The sequence below is a fragment of the Rheinheimera sp. genome (assembly GCF_036568245.1).
Taxonomy (GTDB): Bacteria; Pseudomonadota; Gammaproteobacteria; order Enterobacterales; family Alteromonadaceae; genus Alishewanella.
Window position 1 is genome coordinate 1 of the sequence record NZ_DATCSY010000336.1, and the last position, 16701, is coordinate 16701.

The window sequence follows — 16701 nt, forward strand, 5'->3', positions numbered from 1 at the left end:
AAAACGTTCGGTTAAGCGCTTTACATGCTGTGGCGCTATACCCGGACCATTGTCGTTCACGGCAAATACAGCTTTTTGATGTTGCCGCTGCCAGCTAACGTGAATATCGCCATTATTCTGCGTGTACTTAATAGCGTTAATCACCAGATTAGAAAAAGCGCTGCGCAGCTCTTCTGTGACACCGGTCACCTTTAATTCGGGGTCAATATCAAACACTATCTGGTGCTGCTTGTCGCGGTTAACAGTTTGCGCTTCCTGCTCCAGCTTTGCCAGCATCGCCGGCACATCCACTTCATCATCAAACTGTACTCTGGCCGAGGCCTCGATACGGGATAATGTCAGCAGCTGCTGTACCAGCGCATCCATCCGCTTGGTTTGGTCAAGCATCACATTGTGCGCTTTTTTCCACATCACTTTATCGGGCAGATGTTCATCGTCCATCACTTCCAGATAGCCTTGCAGTACCGTCAGCGGGGTTCGCAGCTCATGCGACACATTAGCGACAAAATCTTTGCGGATCTGCTCGAGCTGCTTTAACTGGGTAACATCACGTACTATCAGCAAAAACTGTTCAATACCGTAAGGCATGATATTAAATTCCAGCGTCAGCTGATCATTTACCGGTGATGGCAGCTCAATGGGTAATTCAAACTTAGCATTTTTCAGATACTGTAAGAATTCAGGATGACGGATAAGATTATCCAGCCGCTGGCCTTCATCTGCCGGCCAATGCAGGCCGACCAGAATTTGCGCCAGCTTGTTGCTCCAGATTATTGACCAGTCATCACGCAACACGACCACGGCTTCCGGTAACGCTTCAGCGCCATCGCGAAAACGCCGGACAACATTACGCAACTCGCGTCTTTTACGCCGGTCACGGCGCTGCAGGTAGTAAATACCTTCAAACAGATGGCCCCAGATCCCTTCACTTATCGGCGGGGATAACTTACGGTCACGCCACAGCCATTTGTCCATCAGAAACAAATGGTGATAGTGCCAGAGCAATAACGCGACGGTAAAAATAAGCAACGCCAGCAATAAGCTGTTTGAAATAAGCCCCACCAGAGCAATAAAACAGTAAAAAAGGAAGAGTCTGGTGTACACCTTCCTTTTTGAGAGCAGCTGACGCATAGATGTAGCGACTAACCTTACTTAGCTGAAAAACGGTAGCCGGAGCCCCGCACGGTTTGCACTAATCTATCATGTCCGGCAATAGAAATCGCTTTACGTAATCGGCGGATATGCACATCAACAGTACGGTCTTCTACATACACGTTGGTACCCCACACGTGATCCAGCAACTGCTCACGGCTATACACGCGCTCTGGGTGCGTCATAAAGAAATGCAGTAAACGAAACTCGGTTGGCCCCATATCCAGTGCCTGATCAGATGCCATCACGCGGTGTGATACAGGGTCTAGCTTCAGGCCCTGTACTTCAATCACTTCATCCAGACTGGTTGGCGCCACACGGCGAATAACCGCTTTAATACGGGCCATCAGCTCTTTTGGTGAGAACGGTTTAGTAACATAATCATCTGCGCCGACTTCCAGTCCGCGCACTTTATCTTCTTCTTCGCCCCGCGCAGTAATCATAATAATGGGAATATTGCGGGTAAGCTCATGCTGCTTCATTTTCTTAGCGACCTGAATGCCACTGCCGCCCGGCAACATCCAATCCAGCAACACCAAATCCGGATAGGGTTCCATCAGCGCATTGACAGCAGAATCATAATCTTCTGCCGTTGTCGCCTGATAACCGTTTTGCTCCAATACAAAACACAACATATCGCGAATCGGGGCTTCGTCTTCCACCACCAGGATCTTTCTTGCCATAGCGTCCACCACACTCTGATTTAAGCCGGCGTTGCTGCCGCGCTGCTCTAACTATTTACTGCGCATAGTATTGCCGCAGTTTATGACATTTTTATGAAAAGGTAAGGTTAATATTCCCTCCGACGACTCCCCATGCAAACAGAAACAAATAAGTAACAAGCTTTACCAAATTAAAACCTTACGTTTTGCCAGTACACATGACACTAAAATGAATTTTTTTTGACAGAAAGCGCTGCAACCCCAGTGCAGTCAGGTTGGACCATTACCGTTATGTGACAGCCATCTAAGTGTAATAAAAGCGTCATTTCCCTGTTGTAGGGTACGCCCAACTTATTGGCACGACCTATAACAACTCAACGGAGAGATGGTAATGGCTTTACGCAAACTGTTAAAACTAAGCGCAATAGCGTCAGCACTGGTGCTGGCTGGCTGTGGTGGCGACTTAGTCGTTAATGCCGGTAATGGCAATGATGGTGGTGATAATGGCGGCGGCACGCCGCCACCAACCAGCAGCTGTCCGGCATTTGCAACTGAAGGTTCCAGTCTGGCGGGTGTAAGTAAAGCAGTGTGTGAAATTACCGGTACCATCACCGCTGATACCCGTTTAACCGCTGACATCGCCTGGTCATTAAATGGCAAAGTCACAGTAGGTAACGACAACGCGAACAGTGCCACACTGACCATTGAACCTGGCACAACGCTGTTTGGTAAAAGTGGTGCCGACTATTTAGTCGTGGCCCGTGGTTCTAAAATTCAGGCGGTAGGTACTGCCTCTGCACCTATTGTGATGACATCAGTCAACGATATGCTGGGCCTGTCTGATGACGAATCAGCTGCAGAATGGGGTGGCCTGGTATTGCTGGGTAAAGCACCTACCAACAAATGTAATCAGGCTGATCTGGCCAACTGTCAGGTTGAAGCTGAAGGTGAAGCCGGCCCATACGGCGGCGCAGATGAAGATGACAGCAGCGGCGCATTAAAATACGTACAAGTACGTTACGCCGGCTTTGAGGTTATCCCTGATAACGAATTAAACGGCATTACCTTTGCAGGTGTAGGCCGCGGCACAACGGTTGAATATATTCAGGTGCATAACAACCTGGATGACGGTGTAGAGTTTTTTGGTGGTACTGTTGATGCCAAATATGTGGTGTTAACCGGTAACCGTGATGACTCTCTGGACTGGGCAGATGGCTGGACAGGCCGTATGCAGCACGTTCTGGTACGCCACAATCCTAACAATACCAAGGCTAACCGCGGTATCGAAGGTGATAACCAGTCAAGCGACTTTACCGCACTGCCGGTATCTAAGCCTCGTATTGCTAACATGACCATTATTGGTAATACCTTTGATGGCGAAGATGACTCTGAAGGTGTGTTATTACGCGCCGGCACCGCTGCAGAGCTGTATAACTTCGTTATTACCGGTCCTGCTGGCATGGGCGAATGTTTCGAGATTAACAGCGATGAGTCAGTTACCAACACCGGCAACGGCGAAATTATCTTCCGCAATTCTATTATCGACTGTGCTGAACCGTTTAAAAACAGTGTCGATGGCAACAACAACGTAACGCTTGATGCGCAGGCCTGGTTCCGTGCTCAGCCTGGCAATATCGTTGGTGATGCGTTGCTGGGTGGTTATATCCCTGCACCAAATTCACCGGCATTGGGTAATGGCTACAATGTAGCGAATAACGTTGATCCATGGTTCGACAACGTTGACTACATCGGTGCTTTTGATGGCACTACCGACTGGACTGAAGGCTGGACAGTAGGCATTCACCCGGAAGATGACCTGGCCGCCTGCCCTGCCGGCACCACTGAAGTGAACAGCCTGACTGGCCGCTTAAACTGTCAGCTGACCGGCGATATTACCTCTAATGTGACTCTGGCATCAGGTGCTGACTATGTACTGAGTGGCCGGGTACGTGTCGGTGTGGACAACACCACAGCCGCAACCTTAACCGTGCAACCTGGTGTACGTATTTTCGGTAAGTCTGGTGCCGATTTCCTGGTGGTAACCCGTGGTTCAAAAATTGAAGCCAACGGTACTGCAGCTAACCCTATCGTTATGACTTCCGTGCAGGATGTTATCGGTTCACCAACTGCTGCTGGTCAGTGGGGTGGCCTGGTATTACTGGGTAAAGCACCATCAAACAAATGTAATCAGGCAGATTTGGCAAGCTGCCAGGTAGCGGCAGAAGGTGATGCCGGTAACTACGGTGGTAATAACCCGGCTGACAGCAGCGGCACGCTGAACTACGTGGTAGTAAAACATGCCGGTTTTGAAGTGCTGCCAGATAACGAGCTGAACGGTATCACTTTTGCTGGTGTAGGTTCAGGTACTCAATGTAGCAATATTCAGGTTCACCAGAACGTGGATGACGGTATCGAAATGTTCGGCGGCAGCGTTAACTGTAAGAATGTCGTGCTAACAGCTAACGGCGACGACTCAGTAGACTGGGCTGATGGCTGGAACGGTAAATTACAGTTCGTACTGGTTAAACATGCTGCTGATGGCGCCAAAGCTAACCGTGGTATCGAAGCAGACAACCAGTCTGGTAACTTCACTGCGACACCGGTTTCTAACCCGACTATCGCCAATATGACCATTATCGGTAACACCTTCGACGGTGATGACGACTCAGAAGGTGTGTTACTGCGCGCAGGTACCAATGCTCAGCTGGCTAACTTTGTTATCACCGGCCCTACCGGCATGGGTGAATGCCTGGAAATTGAATCGGATGAGTCACGTGCTTTGGCTGCCTCAGGTTCCCTGACCATGACCAACTCGGTAATTGCCTGCCCAACTGAAGCCGTAAAAGGTACTGTCAGCGCAACCACAACAACTGAGCAGTGGTTCCTTGGCCAGACCGGTAACAGCTTGGCAGGAGACCAGGCTGCCGTGTTGGATGGTATCTTCACTATCGATGCGACAGCACCAAAAGATATGACAGCAGTAGACAGCTTTTTTGACGCTGTTGACTTTGTCGGTGCAGTAAAACCAGGCAATGACTGGACTGCAGGCTGGGCTGTTGGTTTAGAAGACTAAACCAGCTAAACACTGCCAGTGCTTACTGGCAGTGTTTTTTTATTCCATCAGGTTAAGTGCCGGCTGGCATTTAACGCTACGCAGAAGTAACAAAATTAAGCTGATAGGACAAAGTTCAGATGAGCAGCATGCAAAAGTTTAATTTCAGTCGTGTTGGCCGCAGCGTGCTGCTGGCCCTTAGCACGGCAACCGCACTGGTTTCTTTGGGCGCATTGGCGCAGGACACGACAGAACCGGTAGCACAAAGTGAAGAAGATGTTGAACGTATTTCTGTGTCCGGCCGTCTGATGAGCTCTGCCGCTTCTGCAGCTGCAGAACGCCGTGAGCAACCTTATGTTGCCGAACTTCTGGGCATGGAGCAAATTTCCCGCGCCGGTGACAGCAACGCAGCAACGGCACTGCGCCGGGTAACCGGCCTGACGCTGGTAAAAGATAAATTTATTTATGTGCGTGGTTTAGGTGAGCGTTACTCCAGTACGCTATTAAACGGCGCCATGGTCCCGAGCCCGGACCCAACGCGCAACGTTATTCCGCTGGACATGTTCCCTGCCGGCATTATTGAAAGTCTGGTGGTACAAAAAGCCTATTCGCCTGAGCTACCAGCAGCTTTCGGTGGCGGTAATGTCAATATCCGCACCACTTCGATTCCGCTGCAAAGCAGCTTTAACGTGTCAGTAGGTACCGGCTACAACAGCCTGAATAATGACGACGGCTATGATTATGCGGGCGGTGGCGATGACTGGCGCGGCAAAGATGATGGCTTACGCGGTATTTCGCCGGAACTGGCTGCCGCACAACAACAATACGGCGTACTGACACCTATTAATATTGCTGAAGCCTTAGGTGGCATCAATGCCGGCAATCTGGCGCAGGCTGAAACGATAGTGCGCGAGTTGGGTACCTCGTTCAACCGTGATATCGACGTTGCACGCGAAAGTGTCAAACCGGATTTCGACGGCAGTGTGTCGTTCGGCGATCGCTTTGAACTGGCGCAGAATGTGGTATTTGGCGTGATGACCGGTATCAGCTATGACCGTTCAACGCAAAACATCGAAGAGCAGGAACGTTATTACTCGGTATCGGGTGAAAACCTGGTACCGCTGAACCGTTACGACGACATCAAAGGCACTGAGCATCAGATCAAACTGTCTGGCATGCTGAATTTCGGTTTAGAGCTTGGTGTAGATCACCGCATTGAAACCTCAACCATCTACCTGCGTGATACCAAAGACGAAATTAAAATTAAGAACGGCGACAGTATCGAAACGATTAACGAAAACAATCGCTCCAACACTGACACCAACATTACCTATGAAGAGCGCACTATGATCAGTAATCAGGTGCGTGGCCGGCATAATTTCCCGTTTTTAATGGATTTGGCCGTTGATTGGCAGTACACCGATGCGAAAGCACGTCGCTATGCACCGGGTGAAATCGAGTTTCGCTACCTGAACGAAACCCAGGCCGACGGCAGTGTATTTTCGTTCCTGCGCCGTAACCAGAATGCGGTTAATTACAGCTTCAGTGACATGAACGACAATACTGAAAACTTAAGCTGGAACGCCAAGTTACCGTTTACGCTGGGCAAAGCCGAAATGACGCTAAGCGGTGGCTATGCCTATTTTGAACGTAGCCGTGATGCGCAGACCGACCGGTTTAACTTTGACACTGTCGGCTACACACTGCAGCAGTTATCCGGCAGCTTTTCCGAAATTTTCTCTGATGAGAATATTTTGAACCCGGCCAATCGTTTTAAAATATCAAACGTCACTACCCAGGCTGATGATTATCTGGCTGCACAGATGATCGATGCCGGTTACGCCGCGCTTGAACTGAATTACGATTATAAATTCCGCCTGAATCTGGGCGTGCGCTATGAAGACTTTAAACAGATTTCACTGCCATTAAACGCTAATGGTGACATTAGTGGCAATGTAACTGATTCAGTGCTGCTGGAAGATGGCTTTTACCCGGCTATTTCACTGACCTGGTTTATCAGTGACGATCTGCAAGCCCGTTTTGGCTACAGCCAGACGGTAGTACGGCCAGACTTACGCGAAGTGACTCCGGTATTATATGTTGATCCTTTGACCGACTTTAAAGTAACCGGTTTTGCCGGCTTACAAAGCACCGATATCAACAGTGCTGATGCCCGTTTAGAGTGGTACTACGATAACAGCAACTACAGCATTGGCGTATTCTACAAAGATCTGGAAAACCCGATAGAAGCGGTTGAACTGTCTGGTTCAGACGGTAACCTGCTGATGTCATTCCGTAACGCCGAAAGTGGTAAAGTTTATGGTGCTGAAGCCGAGTTTCTGCAGCAGCTGGATATGTTCGGCGGTGAGTTTGGCAAAATCGCCGATAACTTCTTTGTTGCCGGTAACCTGACAGTCAGCGAGTCTGAGATCAGCATTCAGCGCTTCCCGGGTGCCAACCTGACAAACCTCGAGCGCAGCCTGAGCGGCCACTCAAAATACGTTGCGAACCTACAACTGGGCTTCGATTCAGACAACAACCAGCATAACGCTACACTGACCTACAACGTGTTTGGTAAACGTATCGCCTTTGCTGGTGTAAACAACAAAGACGATGCTTTCGAGCAACCGTTTAATTCACTGGACTTTACTTACAGCTATAACCCGCTGGAAAGTATGACCGTGAAACTGGGGCTGAAAAACCTGCTGGATGAGGACGTTGAAATTTTGCAGCAAGGTGAAATACTGCAAAAGCGTGTTGAAGGCCAAAGCTATAGCTTAAGCTTCTCTTACAAATACTAAACCTGCTTCATAACTAAAAAGGCCTGCAATACTGCAGGCCTTTTTATTGAGGCTAACGCGATACCATATTACGGGAAGCTGTAACGCACACCAAGCGCGTAACGGGTGCCGTATTGGCGGGCAAACAGGAACTGCTCTTCATAACGGCCATAACCCTGCTCTGTTTCATTGTTCAGGTTAATACCTTCAAAAAACACTGTCAGGTTGTCGTTGATGTCGTAATTTATGCTCATGTCCCACTGACCAAAGGTCTTGGCAAACTGAGGTGGTGCATCTGCAGAGCCCTGCGATTGCCCTACACCAATCAGATAACTGTCACGCCAGGCATAGGTTACCTTGACAGATAAGCCATGGTTTTCATAAAACGCCTGGAAGTTAGCAGAATCACCCAAGCCATTTAGCGGTGACTGCACTTCAAGGCTGGTAACGTCAAACTTCACATCACCATCAACGAAGGTTGCATTAGCACCTACACCAAAACCGGTTTCACCAAACAGATGCTGCACCGCAACCTCAAAGCCATCGACTGATTTATCGTTACTGTTGTAAGGCCGGGTAACCAGCCAGGTGATCAGTGGATCATTGGCGGTTGGTTCGATAACACCGTTTGCGTTGCCGTGGCCGTTGTCGAGCATCTGCTGATAAATGGCGCTGGTATCAGGGTTAGCATCTCCGGCGGCAATCAGTTGCTGCTCGGCTTCAAGATAACGCGGCCCCAGATAGATATCATGCAGCCCGTCAAACTGAGCCTCTACCGTTTCATTGGCAATAAAGTTCTTCACATCCTTTTTGAAATAACCTACTGACGCATAGCTGCCCTCAGCATAGTAATACTCCAGGCTCAGATCTAAATTGGTCGATTCAAACGGTTGCAGGTTGGTATTACCCTCACTGCCGGTACGGGAGCCAATTTTCGGGCTGCCGCTTAAACTGCGCCCGCCGGCCAGATTGCCCAGCGGTGCCCGTGCAATAGTTTTACCCCAGGACACCCGCGCAACGATATCGTCGGTCAGATCAATGCGAAAATCGAACATCGGCAACAGTACGTCGTGCTTACCAGTCAGGGTTAAAAAGGTATCTTCGCCTTGCAGGTACTGCGTAATCCACTCAGATGCTGAGGCCCATACCACCTGCTGTGGCACTGTCTGACGTACTGTACTGGTGACGTCGGTTTCTTCGTAGCGCACACTGGCGTTAAACCGCGCCGGGAAACGGCCAATGTCAAACTGCCAGTCAGATTGCAAATACATACTCAGCGTTTCTTCCTGCACCGAACTTTCACTGTCTATGCCGTCGTAGTACGCATCCGCCACATAGGCATCAGCCCCCATTAGTCCCTCAGTCAGATAAGCCGCCTGGCGTGCCACAGCTTCATCAAAACTATAGGTGTAATAATACGGCGAGGCCATATTCAGGCCGCCACCACTGAACTCATCCAAAAAGCCGGCAGTACTGTGGCGGGTAAACATGCTGTCAGGGAAAATTTCGGTAAAGCTAGGGCTAAAACCGGCACCACCGCGCAGACCGCTCCAGGCGTTGTGGCCACCCATGGTCTGGTCGGTGTAGGCCACACCGGCCTTAATACTGGCCAGTGGAATATCAAACACTGAGTTATACCAGGTTGAATCGAGCTGTAACTGCTTGATGTCTGACTTGCCCGGCGAGTGAGTAAACTGGCTGAAGTTAGAGTCCATTTCACCCGGTGTCAGCTCATTAGTGCCGTTACGCCACAGGATAGAAGCCTGCGGAATATCACCGGTGCGGTAATCATAGATTTTCGTGACCAGCTGATCAGAGCCAATGATCACCTGACCATCACTACCGAGGCCCTTATCGGCGCCATTATCGGTTTTGTTGTCTGAGTCGTGATAATCCAGGCTCAGATGAAAATCTTCCGTAACTTGCCAATCCAGGTTTAACCCTACTGAACGCGCTGTTACTTCGGTCGTATTACGGCTGGCAGTGAAGGAGCCATCATTACCGCTGATATCGGCATAAACGGCAGTGCCGTTTTCATCCAGCTCGTACGCATTAATATTGCCGCCAAACTCGTTCCAGATCCCCCAGCCGATAGTATTAACACCGGTAGTCGCTTGCGAAGCCGTATAATCTAAGGTGGCGACAAAATTATCCACCGGCGCAAACTGCAACGTAACCTGGCCATTGCTGCGCTCGCGCTCTACATCGTCAATACCGTAGTTCATATCTTTGGCAAAAAACGCCGGACCAATTTTGTTACCCTCGGCATCTTCCGGCCGCGCATCTATCACGTTGGCGGCATCAAGCACAGGCAGGCTGGTTTGCGCCTGCCAGCCCTGAATATTGGCATACTGGCGCTGAAAGTCCCGTTGCTGGTGTGATACCGAAATCGCTACACCAAACTTTTCATCAGCAAACGTATTACTGAAAATTGCAGACAACTCCGGCGTTATGTCGTCACCTTCCTCATTGGACGAGTCATAAATACCTTTAGCGGATACCGAGTACCGCAGGCCCGGGCTTTGCAGCGGTTTAACCGTAATAATATTAACAGTCGCCCCTAAACCACCGCTTGGGTTTTCAGCACGGGCCGTTTTATACACTTCAATTGCGCTGATACCGTCTGACGCCAGGTTTTCCAGGTTATACGAGCGGGTGTTACCGGTACCCGGCATTTGCCGGCCGTTTAAGGTAATCAGGTTAAATTCCGGACCAAAACCGCGAACCGTGATCTGGCTGCCTTCGCCGTTAGAGCGGCTTACCGACACGCCGGTGATACGCTGCAGTGACTCGGCCAGGTTTGTATCAGGGAATTTACCCATTTCTTCGGCGGAGATAGCATCCACCACGCCACTGGCATCGCGCTTGACATCCATGGAGCGGATTAAGCTGCCTCGGATACCACTGATTTGAATCACTTCGATATCTTCGCTGGCAGCGTTATCTGCAGTACTTGTGTCCTGCGCCTGTACCAGTGAACTTGCCATTAATACGGCAATAGCAGTAGCAAGGCGGCTTTTAGTAAAAGTTACGTTTTTCATAATGACCTACTGAGCTTTATTCGTTATTTCCGGCCGGGTGCAATCACCCGGCGCCTGTATGCCTGAAAGGATCAACCGGATTACGGCTGCGTAATCACCACATTGTCTAAGCGGTAAACCGCGCCATTACCCGTTCCCCAAGCCGGAAACACCATCAATACATCGATGGCACTGATATCCAGACCAGCGTCAAACAAGTCCTGTAAGCTAAAGGTATACGTCTGCCATTGCCCTACGATAGGGGTATGCCCTTCCGCACTGGCACTGAGCGGCAATTCAACAGCGCTCGCTGCATCATTCCCTTCGATTTTGAACAGCCAGGTTGCAGCAGCGTCATTCGGTGCCGAAATAACTTTCATCTCAAATCGAACCACACCGCCAGCAAGCAAAGCTGAGGCATCGAAGTATACATTGTCGTCAGCTAATAGCCCCATTACCGTAGGCGTGGCGCCTATAATGAATTGCGCAGTAGCACCATGCTGATCATCATCCTGCTCAACGCTCGGTGTTGTTCCGCCACAACAGTCCCAGATACTCCAGTCCTGCGCAGCTTCGCTGGCGAATAACGTCAGGCCAGGGCCCTGATTTGCACCCGGCAGATAAATACGGGCATTGTCTACCCGGTAGACGGCGCCCTCACCGGAGCCCCAGGCCGGGAAAATCATCACCACATCAATAGCCGAAACATCCAGGCCAGCAGCGGCCAGACTGGCAAGTGAGAAAGTATAGGTTTGCCATTGTCCTGCTACCGGTGCCAGCCCTTCCATACTCTCAGTTAAATTCAGCTCAACCGCAGAAGCTGCGTTATCGGCTTCTATCTTGAATAACCAGGCAGCATTTGGCGTAGAAGGCATACTCACTACCTTCATTTCAAACTGAACCACACCCTCTTGCAAAATAGCTGTTGCATCAAAAGGTTTGTCACTGCCACCCACAGCACTACGGGTATTAAAACCCATTACCGTTGGCGTAGCACCGATACTAAATTCAGCCACTGTGCCATGCCCGGCGTCGTCAGTTTGCTCTGTAGGCGTTGTGCCACCACAACAATCCCACATTGGCCAGTCAGCGTTTTGCTGATCAGTAAACAGGACCAGTTCCGGATAGGTAATTTCTGCACTGATTTTTACATTATCAACACGGTAAACTGCTCCTTCACCTGAGCCCCAGGCCGGGAAAATCATCACCACATCGATAGCTGATACATCCAGTCCCGCGTCTGCCAGCATTTGTAGCGGGAAGGTATAGGTTTGCCACAGACCAGCTGCCGGTGATACCCCTTCAGTACTGGCCGACAATGGCATTTCAACTGCCGTAGAGGCACCAGCGCTTTCTACCTTAAACAGCCAGGCAGCAGCAGAGTTGTTTGGCATTGACACCACCTGCATATCAAAGCTGATACTGCCGCTTTCAATGATTGGTGAAGCGTCAAAAGGTTTTGCCTGACCCGCAGGGTCAGTAAGGAACTCACTGCGGCTGACAAAGCCATTTACGGTAGGCGTAGCCGCAACACTAAACTCGTATACATCGCCGCGTTCTGCATCCACTACCAGCGCCGGGGTAGTATCGCCGCAACAATCCCAAGCTGCCCAGTCCGGGTTCGGCGTACCACCGAAGATGGTCAGGTTTTGTGGAATACCGGTAGATGGCGGTGAAGGAATAGGCGCTAACCCTGTTACCAGAGCATCCGCTTCATCTTCATAACCTGGACGAATCGTCTCGCAACCTTTGCCGGTTGAAGGATTAGCGGCACACTCATACACTCTGACGTAATCAATCTCAAAGCGCTGGCCGTCGGCAAAAGCAGCTGCATCGATACCCAGATTGTTAACGTTCTCCGGCCAGTTACCGCCGACAGCTAAGTTCAGGATCATAAAAAACCCCTGATCAAAAGGCGCGGCATCCCAATGCACCTCAAGCTCGCCGCTGGACTGATTAAAGTATTCAGCAAACCAACCGCGGTGTGACAGGCCCACAGCCTCGCCTCTGCTGTTGTAACGCACGTTTGACTGACGCTGGGTGGCAAACAGGTAGCCATCTACGTACCAGCGGATCTCGCCTTCCTGCCATTCAACAGCATAGGTATGAAAGTCATCTGCCGGGTTCATCCCCTCAGGTAACTGATAAGCTTTGCCGGTATCAAGATTGTTCGGCCACTCTCTGCCGTAGTGCAAGGTGCCGTGCACATTGGCTTCGGCAACACCATCTTCGCCAACCACTTTGAGGTTAACAGCCTCCATGATGTCAATTTCGCCAGAGCGTGGCCAACCGCCATACACACTGTCTGTCGGCATCATCCAGAACGCTGGCCAGCTGCCCTGGCCGTAGGGTAGTTTGGCACGCATTTCGAAACGGCCGTATTTGAAGTCGGCTTTATGCTGGGTAGTCAGCCTGGCTGAAGTATAAGGTTTTTCCGCTCCTTCCTCGGCTGGCAAAGCCACGATATTCAGCACACCATCTTTTACAAAGGCGTTTTCACTATTGTCGGTATAGCATTGTTTTTCGTTATTACCACCACCGGCACAGTTTATCTCGTAGTTCCACTTGTTGCTGTTTATCGCAGCGCCGTCGAACTCATCGTTCCACACCATCACCCAGTCTGTTACCGGCTGAGATACATCTACGCCATCGAAATTAGATTTGGTTTCTGCACTGCCGCCGCATCCCTGTAACGTTGATGCCAGCATAACAGCGCAGGCTACAGTAGCCAGCTTTGCTGTTGTTTTCATACTCTTTGCCCCGTTTGTGTATGTGTTTAGCGTGATGTTCGATTAAGCCGTCGACACCATCTTATGTAAGCGCTTTCATAAAGCTAATTGACAACCGGGCAAACGTCAATGCATCTGACAGATCTTTTTTTGTACAGATTGACGAAGATGTACTGCAACGGTAACAAAAACGGACGTGACACAACGGAGTTTGTCGCTAATAAAAAAAGCCGGTATGGTTAACCGGCTTTTTTACAGGGTATGCAATAAAACGCTTAGAACTTATGTTCCAGACCTACTGCCAGATAGTCTGAATCTAAGGCAGTATCGAAATCAAAGCTCGAATACCAGGCAAATAATTTAGTGTTCTTGCCCAGTTTGTAATCAGCGCCGGCACTGAAACCATTATCATCTTCCATTGCCTGATACTGGCCTTTCAATTCAAACTTGCCTACCGGGTAGGCAACGCTAAACAGATAGCCATCACGCTCAAGGCCGGTATCGGTAGCTTCCTGTGTCTGATACATGGCACCAAGCTTAAAACCAGACACTTTAACCTGTGCACTGACGCGCACTGTATCGTAACCGGCGACATCAGCATCATACGCCAACGCAGCATATACTGTACTGTCTTTTAAGTTTTCATCACCGTATAACAGGGCGGCCGAGATACCATCTTCTGCTTCCGGGTCGTCTTCAGCGATGTAAGTCAGCTGAGCGCTGAAACCAGAAAACGATGGTGAAAAATAACTGACCGAATCGCTGGTACGGTTTTCACCTTTCCACAGCACTTTAATATCGCCTTCATAATCACTGAACAGGTCAATCTTACCTTGTGACATCTTCAGTGCCGTATCGTGACGTCCCAGTCTCACTTCACCGAACGCGCCGGCTAAACCCAGATACTGGTTACGTGACTTGATGTTTTTTTCATTGGCTTCATCAGATGGGTCGACTTCCCACTCCAGCTGATAAACGACTGTTAAGCCATCTTCCAGTGCATAATCGCCTTTCAGGCCAAAACGTGAAGCATTGCTTTTCAGCTCCGTGAAGCTACCCTCGCCTTCATCGCTGTACTGCGCCGACACATTAATTTTACCGTAAACTTCCAGCTCTTTTGCCTGCACCGCTGTGGTACCGGCAGCCAGTGCCATCGCTAATACTACTGTCGTTCTCTTCATTTTCTGCACCTGAATTAAGGCCGGTACTTGATGTTACAGCAACCGGCTTGGCTGTTTTTGACGCCGCCATAATATGACTGATTTATGACACTAAAATGACAATGTGGCAATTTCATGACCTTGAAATGATGTTTTTATGACTGATAAAGCTAAGCAACTGTTCTACTGGGAAAAGTATTTATCAAATTGACAGGATAGCCAGCCAAAAAAGAAAAAAAGGAGCCATAGCTCCTTTTTTTCTGACGCATAGCAGTGTTAATCGCGCTTTTTGTCTACGATTTGCTGTAGCTCTGCATCGCTAAGATGGGCAACATTACGGCCTTTACTGAGGAAAATAGTATGCTCACAGATGTTGCGCGCATGGTCACCGACACGTTCCAGCGCTTTAGCAACATTTGAGATTTGTAAGCTGATGGCAATTTGCCGGGCATCATTCATCATCATACTGAGATTATGCTGCATAATGCGGGCATAATCGTCATCTATGGCTTTATCTTCACGCAGCACAGCCAGAGCATTCTCGGCATCAATTTGTTCAAACGCCGCTAAGGCACGTTGCAACATTAAGCGTACTTTCTGCCCCATAACGGCAACTTCATCCAGCTGAGATTGCTGCGGTCTGTTGCCCTGCTCTTCTTTCAGCAAAGCCTTAGCAATACGTTTAGCCAGATCGCCTATGCGCTCAACATCGTTGATTGCCTTAAGTACCGACAGTACTAAACGCAGGTCGCTGGCTGCCGGCTGACGCCGGGCCAGGATGTCCAGACAGTGCTCACTGATATCTACTTCAAAGTTATTTACCTTGCGGTCGAAATCTTTAACCTGTTGCGCCAGTTCAGCGTCAGCGCCAATAAACGCCGTCATAGCGTCATCAAGCTGCTGCTGTGCCAGCGCGGCCATTTGCAGTAACCGTACGACTGCTTGTTGTAATTCTTCATCATAAGCCTGTGAATAATGGCCGCCGATTTTGCTATTTGGCATAACGCCAGTCTCCTGAAATAATCTTAAGCTGTGGCAAAAAGCAATTAACCGTAACGACCGGTAATGTAGTCTTCAGTGCGTTTTTGCTGTGGGTTAGTAAACAGATCATTGGTATTACCAATCTCAATAAGATTCCCCAGATGAAAAAACGCCGTGCGGTCTGATACCCGGGCGGCCTGTTGCATATTGTGTGTCACGATAACAATAGTGAAGTTTTGCTTCAGCTCATCAATCAGCTCTTCAATAATTGATGTTGCGATGGGATCAAGCGCGGAACAAGGTTCATCCATCAGGATAACTTCCGGGCTGACCGCAATACTGCGGGCAATGCAAAGACGTTGCTGTTGCCCACCTGATAAGCCAGTGCCAGGTTGATCTAAACGGTCTTTAACTTCGTTCCATAAACCGGCACGGCGCAGACTGGATTCTACGATGTCATCCAAATCGGCTTTGCGCTCAGCCAGACCATGCAGTTTAGGGCCATACGCGATGTTTTCATAAATCGACTTCGGAAACGGGTTAGGCTTTTGAAACACCATGCCAACCTGAGCACGTAATTGCACCACATCCAGTGACGGCTCATGAATATCGCGCCCATCCAGCGTAATACTGCCGGTCACACGACAATGTTCTATCGTGTCATTCATCCGGTTCATACAACGTAAAAAGGTTGATTTACCGCAACCTGACGGGCCGATAAAAGAGATCACTTCGTTCTGATACACATCCATGCTGATGCCATGCAGCGCTTCATTGTCGCCGTAAAACACCTTTACATCTTTCGCACTGATTTTTACCGGGGCTGAGTTACTCATGCGTTTATCCGTTACCTTAAAAATTAAATCTGTTTAGCGTGGTCTGTGGTAAACATTCTACCAGCGCTTTTCGTATTTCTTTCTCAACCAGATGGCCAGGCCGTTTAAGCCAATCATCATCAGCAGCAATACAATGATGGCAGCGGATGTACGGGCCTCGAAGAAGTTGCGCAGCTCATTGCCCTGCCACAGGTAAATTTGTACCGGTAAGGCACTGGCCTGCTCAAAAGGCGATGCCGGTACCGATGCCACAAAAGACTTCATACCAATAAGCAACAAGGGGGCAGTTTCGCCCAACGCCTGAGCCACACCTAAAATAGCACCGGTTA

The 16701-nt window shown here is 49.6% G+C and carries 9 protein-coding genes and 1 pseudogene; 2 read left to right on the forward strand and 8 right to left on the reverse strand.

Annotated elements, in window-relative coordinates:
- A partial coding sequence (phoR, locus tag VIN66_RS15015; protein ID WP_331924738.1) for a phosphate regulon sensor histidine kinase PhoR occupies positions 1-1131 on the reverse strand: 1131 nt, incomplete at its 3' end.
- 17 nt (positions 1132-1148) lie between these two features.
- A complete protein-coding gene (phoB, locus tag VIN66_RS15020) occupies positions 1149-1835 on the reverse strand; it encodes a phosphate regulon transcriptional regulator PhoB (RefSeq protein ID WP_134057767.1) in 687 nt (228 codons plus the stop codon).
- A 370-nt stretch (positions 1836-2205) separates the two neighbouring features.
- Between phoB and VIN66_RS15025 the strand changes: the two genes are divergently transcribed.
- Together VIN66_RS15025 and VIN66_RS15030 are read left to right on the forward strand one after the other, a co-directional pair.
- A complete protein-coding gene (locus VIN66_RS15025) occupies positions 2206-4887 on the forward strand; it encodes a hypothetical protein (protein ID WP_331924739.1) in 2682 nt (893 codons plus the stop codon).
- Between the two features lie 128 nt (positions 4888-5015).
- Positions 5016-7667, forward strand: coding sequence for a TonB-dependent receptor domain-containing protein (locus tag VIN66_RS15030; RefSeq protein ID WP_331924740.1), 2652 nt, complete (start codon positions 5016-5018; stop codon positions 7665-7667).
- Positions 7668-7735: 68 nt separating this feature from the next.
- On the opposite strand, the gene VIN66_RS15035 is transcribed toward VIN66_RS15030, so the two are convergent.
- The 6 genes and pseudogenes from VIN66_RS15035 to VIN66_RS15060 form a co-directional block, all read right to left on the reverse strand.
- Positions 7736-10687: a TonB-dependent receptor gene (locus VIN66_RS15035; RefSeq protein WP_331924741.1), complete on the reverse strand. Its 2952-nt coding sequence runs from the start codon at positions 10685-10687 to the stop codon at positions 7736-7738.
- An 80-nt stretch (positions 10688-10767) separates the two neighbouring features.
- Entirely contained in the window at positions 10768-13416 is a 2649-nt protein-coding gene (locus VIN66_RS15040) for a glycoside hydrolase family 16 protein (RefSeq protein WP_331924742.1), read from the reverse strand.
- Between the two features lie 254 nt (positions 13417-13670).
- Positions 13671-14576, reverse strand: coding sequence for a porin (locus VIN66_RS15045; RefSeq protein WP_331924743.1), 906 nt, complete (start codon positions 14574-14576; stop codon positions 13671-13673).
- Positions 14577-14831: 255 nt separating this feature from the next.
- A complete protein-coding gene (phoU, locus tag VIN66_RS15050) occupies positions 14832-15557 on the reverse strand; it encodes a phosphate signaling complex protein PhoU (RefSeq protein ID WP_331924744.1) in 726 nt (241 codons plus the stop codon).
- 44 nt (positions 15558-15601) lie between these two features.
- Positions 15602-16372: a phosphate ABC transporter ATP-binding protein PstB gene (pstB, locus tag VIN66_RS15055; RefSeq protein ID WP_134057781.1), complete on the reverse strand. Its 771-nt coding sequence runs from the start codon at positions 16370-16372 to the stop codon at positions 15602-15604.
- Positions 16373-16429: 57 nt separating this feature from the next.
- Positions 16430-16701, reverse strand: a pseudogene (locus VIN66_RS15060) (phosphate ABC transporter, permease protein PstA); the annotation flags it as partial.